Origin of the sequence: Mesorhizobium sp. M7A.F.Ca.CA.002.15.2.1 (assembly GCF_003998715.1) — a bacterium.
Classification (GTDB): Bacteria; Pseudomonadota; Alphaproteobacteria; order Rhizobiales; family Rhizobiaceae; genus Mesorhizobium; species Mesorhizobium ciceri.
Window position 1 is genome coordinate 1 of record NZ_RZPI01000421.1, and the last position, 5,005, is coordinate 5,005.

At 66.7% G+C, this 5,005-nt stretch carries 3 protein-coding genes and 1 pseudogene; all 4 read right to left on the reverse strand.

The features are described from left to right. Window positions 1-1,413 (reverse strand): bifunctional phosphoribosylaminoimidazolecarboxamide formyltransferase/IMP cyclohydrolase (gene purH / locus ENZ74_RS21510; protein WP_127312979.1); only part of this gene is annotated, 1,413 nt, incomplete at its 3' end. 86 nt (window positions 1,414-1,499) lie between these two features. Further along, window positions 1,500-3,224, reverse strand: a complete 1,725-nt coding sequence (locus ENZ74_RS21515) for a heparinase II/III family protein (RefSeq protein WP_013529012.1) — start codon at window positions 3,222-3,224, stop codon at window positions 1,500-1,502. A gap of 147 nt (window positions 3,225-3,371) precedes the next feature. Beyond that, window positions 3,372-4,799, reverse strand: a complete 1,428-nt coding sequence (locus tag ENZ74_RS21520; RefSeq protein ID WP_063169464.1) for an RsmB/NOP family class I SAM-dependent RNA methyltransferase — start codon at window positions 4,797-4,799, stop codon at window positions 3,372-3,374. Further along, window positions 4,757-5,005: pseudogene (locus tag ENZ74_RS21525) on the reverse strand (protease HtpX); the annotation flags it as partial. The gene ENZ74_RS21520 and the pseudogene ENZ74_RS21525, both read right to left, overlap by 43 nt.

Here is a 5,005-nt window from a genome sequence, read left to right on the forward strand (position 1 = left end):
GCCGGCGGCCTCGGCGGCGTCGAGTGCCTTGCGGGCAGCGATGCGTGAGGAGTCGACCCGGCTCATCTGGCCGGCGCCGATGCCGACGGTGGCGCCGTCCCTGACGTAGACGATGGCGTTGGACTTGACGTGCTTGGCGATGCGGAAGGCGAATTTCAGGTCGGCCATTTCGACCGGCGTCGGCGCCCTCTTGGTCACCACTTTCAGTTCGAGGTCGTCGACGACAGCGTTGTCCCGGCCCTGGATGAGCAGACCGCCGGCGACGGATTTGACCGTCGTGCCCGGCGTGCGCGGATCCGGCAGCCCACCGGTGACCAGCAGGCGCAAATTCTTCTTCGCCGCGACGATGGCCGCTGCCTCGTCAGTGGCGCCGGGCGCTATGATGACTTCGGTGAAGGTTTTTACGATCTCTTCCGCCGCCTCGGCGTCGAGGGTGCGGTTGACCGCGACGATGCCGCCGAAGGCCGAAACCGGGTCGCAGGCGAGCGCCTTGGCGTAGGCGGCTTTCAGCGAGGTGCCTTCGGCAACGCCGCACGGGTTGGCGTGCTTGATGATGGCGACGGCGGCGGAACGCGCCGGATCGAACTCGCCGACCAGCTCGAAGGCGGCGTCGGTGTCGTTGATGTTGTTGTAGGACAGCTGCTTGCCCTGCAACTGACGCGCCGTGGCGACGCCCGGCCGCTTGTCGCCATCGATATAGAAGCCGGCGCTCTGATGCGGGTTCTCGCCATAGCGCATCACCTCGACCAGCCTGCCGCCAAAGGCACGCCACGTCGGGTGTTCGATCTCGAGCGCTTCGGCGAACCAGCCGGAGATCGCCGCGTCATAGCTGGCGGTGCGGGCGAAGGCCTTGGCGGCCAGCTTCTTGCGGAAATCCAGCGACAGCGAGCCGATGTTCATCTCCAGCGCGTTCAGCACCGAGGCATAGTCGCCGGGATCGGTGACGATGGCGACATAGGCGTGGTTCTTGGCCGAGGCGCGGATCATGGCCGGGCCGCCAATGTCGATGTTCTCGACGATCGATGCGTAGTCGGCGCCGGAGCGGCGGACCTCCTCGAACGGATAGAGATTGGAGACGACGAGATCGATCGGCTCGATGCCGTATTTGCGCATTGCCGCTGAATGCTCCGGATCGTCGCGCACGCCAAGCAGCGCGCCATGCACGCCGGGATGCAAGGTCTTGACGCGGCCATCCATGATCTCGGGAAAGCCGGTGAGCTCGGAGACGTCGCGCACCGGAAGGCCCGCGTCAGAGATCGCCTTTGCCGTGCCGCCGGTCGAGACCAGCTCGACGCCTGCGGCTGCCAGCGCCTTGGCGAAATCGATGAGGCCGGTTTTGTCGAAAACGGAGAGCAGGGCGCGGCGCACGGGAACCAGGTCTGGTGCGGGAATGTTCTTGGCGGCGACGGCCATGGGCTGGCGGCCTTTCACGACTGGTGTGGTGGATGCCCGCGCCCGTAGCACATGCCGCCCGGAAATCAAACCGGCGGTCAGGTAGGTCAGTTGTTTTCCGGATAACCGGCGATGCTGGTGCGGGTCAGCTGCCAGTGGACTTCGGCGATTTCCGAGGCCTTGAAGGCAAGCACGATCTGGCGGCTGCGGCGCGGGCCGCCAAGACCGGCGAAATAGATCGATTCCTCGACCTCCGGCACCACTTCGGCCGATGTGAACACCCAGGTGTCGGCCTGATCGGCGGCCAGCACCAGGCGGTCATGCTCGTCCTGCAAAAGGTTGACATCGGGATGAACGTGGAAGCGGACGGTGACGAAGTCGCGGCCATTGTTGCGGATCGCGGCACTGCCGGGGCGCTGGAAGCGGTCCCGGCCGGCCAGCACATTGCCGTTCGACGACAGCTTCAGCTCGCGCTCATGCAGGAAACCAAAGCGCGCGACATAGCCGTCATGGCGGGCGATGAAACCCTGAACGCCTTTCTGATCGGTGCGCTTGCACTGCACATGCTGCGGGCCGCCGATCAACGGCGAACCGAGCAGGTCGTTGACGCGCAACGAGTGGCTGAAGCGCGCCGACGAGGTGTCGTTGATGGTGGCGGTCGAGTGCGCGGCGGTGGCGCGCGCCAGCGGCCGGAATTCAGCCGCGCCGTAGGTGTCGATGCCGGCATTGACGATGTAGTGCTGGCGCCCGGACGACAGTTCGAAGGCAAGGCAGCTGGCATGTGCGGCATTGGACACGTCGACCGGCGGCGGCGGGCCGGTGTCGGCGATGACCGTGGTGCCGCCCATAGACAGGCGCTCATAGCCGGAATGCGGCGCATGCAGCAGCGGCGCGCCAGCGGTGTCGTCGTGGCGCAGGATGGTGGCGATGCGGTCGTGGATGGTGGCGCCCATGCCGTTGAAGCGGGCGAGGCTGCCATCCTGATGGCGGAAGAAGCGCAGCGCCGGCAGCATGCGGTCGATGGCGCCGATCAGCGCCTGCGGCGGCGTTTCCGCCTGGTTGGCATAGGTCTGGCGCAGCGGCAGAAGGTCGGCGAGGATTTCCAGGACGACCATCGGATTGCGCGAAATGTGCCCGCCATCGGCGAGGATCTGGCGGTCGAGTTCCTCGGCAAGGTTGCGGGTCGCGCCACGCAGCGCCGATGCCGGCGCCGGCAGGGACAAGGCAGCGAAGGCGAGCGCGATGCGGGCCCGCAGCCTGTCCTTGCCGTCGGGCATTTCGCGCGCCATCGACCTGAGATAGCGGATCTGCATGGCAACCGACTTCAGGAAGGCGCGGTAGAAAGGGAACTCGGCGCCCTGCAATACGACCGAGGAGTGCTGCAACCAGGCGATGATGCGCTTGGCCGTCGTGCCGGGCTCCCAGGCGATGCCGGAAATATGGCTGCCATGCATGGTGATCCAATCGGAGACCAGGGCGCGGGCATTGGCAGCGGCAAGCTCCGTGCCGGCGGCGCGCATATGGCGCAGCCAGCGAAAGCCGTGCAGCGTCTTCTGCCACCCGTGATTGGGCACGTTGATCTGGAAAGGCGACTTGCCGCCGGTCTCGACCAGATGCCCCGACAGGGGATAGCGGCCGTAATAGATCTCGAGTGCGATCTGCGGGTCGGCGAGGCGCAGGTCCGGCGGTGCGATCAGCACACGTTCCGGCGTGCGGCCGGAATAGCGCCAGCGATAGACAGGCCCGGCGCGCAGGCGCCGGCGCGTTTTGCGCCAGAACTCCTTCGCGACAAGCGTCCACAGACGCGTCGTGCTGCTGGCAGCCAGTGCCAAAACCCCTCCTGATCGTCCTCTACCCCGGCGCCGAGTCTACATGATTGCACGATTCGTGCGAAGGCGAATTCCACGAGCCCGGGCCGGTTCACCTGCTTCTGCCCCCGGTCCTGCCTAAAAAAGGCAGCAAATCCGGCAGTTCAAGCCCTAGCCGGCTCGCCGCATGCGAGCGGCGAAGAAGCCGTCGAGGCCTGAGCGTTCCGGCGCGCCGAGGTCCAGGTCGGCGGGCGTGGTGCGCAGCGTGCCTTGCGGCGTCAGGAATGGAGCGATGCCGGCGATCTCGCCTTGCAGCAGCGGATCATTGGTGATTTCAGGCGTGCCGGCGAGAAAGGCGCGACAGAGATCCTCGCCTTCGAGCGGATCGAGCGAACAGTTGGAAAAGACGATCCTGCCGCCGGGCTTCACCAGCGTCACAGTGCGGGCGAGCAGCCTGCGCTGCAGGTCGGCCAGTTTTTCGACATCGGCAGAAGTCTTGGTCCATGGCACGTCGGGGTGCCGCCGCACCGTGCCGGTCGACGAGCAGGGCGCGTCGAGGAGAACGGCGTCGAACAATTCCTTCGGCTCGAATTTGAGCAGGTCGGCCTGGACGATCTCGGCGGACAGGCCGAGGCGCTCGAGATTCTGCGTCAGCCGCGCAAGCCGGTTTTTTGACGTGTCGACGGCGGTGACCTTCGCGCCGGCAACGATCAGCTGCGCGGTCTTGCCGCCGGGCGCGGCGCAGAGATCGGCAACCCGCAATCCCGTGACATCGCCGAACAGTCGGGCGGGCAGGCTGGCCGCGGCGTCCTGGACCCACCAGGCGCCCTCGGCAAAGCCAGGCAATTCGGTGACAGGACCGACAAGATTCTCGACCCGCACCGTGCCGGTCGGCAGGACGATGCCGCCGAGTTTTTCGGCCCAGAGTCCGGGATCGGCCTTGACCGAGAAGTCGACCGGCGCCTCAACGCGGTGCGCTTCGAGGATCTGTCTGGCCTTTTCGTTGCCGTAGGTAGTCTTCAGCCTGTCGGAAAACCATTCGGGCGCCTCGTCGGTGGCGGCAAGGGCGGCAGGCAATTCCGTTTCCTTGGCCCGTGCCAGTGTGCGCAGCACGCCATTGACGAGGCCGGAGAACCGCACCGTGCGCGGATCGGACTTGGCATGGGTCACCGCAATGTCGACGGCGGCGCTGTCGGGAATATCGAGGAACAGGATCTGTGCGGCCGCCACATGCAATATGTGCGACAGCGCCGTGGCATTGGGCGGCAGCGGCTTTTCCAGGCGCCGCGCCAAGAGCCCCGATATGGTCATGCGATAGCGCAGCGCGGTGACCAGAATGGCGCGGACAAGGCCGCGATCGCGCAAATCGAGCGCCTTGTATTGCGGGTGGCCGTTCTCGTGATCGGTCAGCCCGTCAAGCGGTGTCCTGGCATCGATGACGGCGGCCAGCAGGCGGGCCGCTGCCTTGCGCGCGGCGAGACCGGCGACGAAGTCGCCGCCGTCCCTGTGTTCCTGATCACCTGAAACCGTGCGTCGAGGTCCTCTGTCCGCCACGCTCACGACCACCGGCCCCTGGGCCCGGTCGGATTGCGACCCCATGGGTTGGATTTGGGCTTGGCGGGCTCCGCCGGCTGCTCGGGCCGTGCTGTCTGATCCCACGGGCCGGATGGCCGCAGTTCGTCCGCCTGGCGTGGCGTTGGGGCCTGGCGCGGTGCAGCCCGGGTTTCGCTGCCGGCCATGTCGCGCGCCATCGCCTGCAAGGCTGCAATGCGGTTCTCAGTGGCGGGGTGGGGGGGGAACAGGGT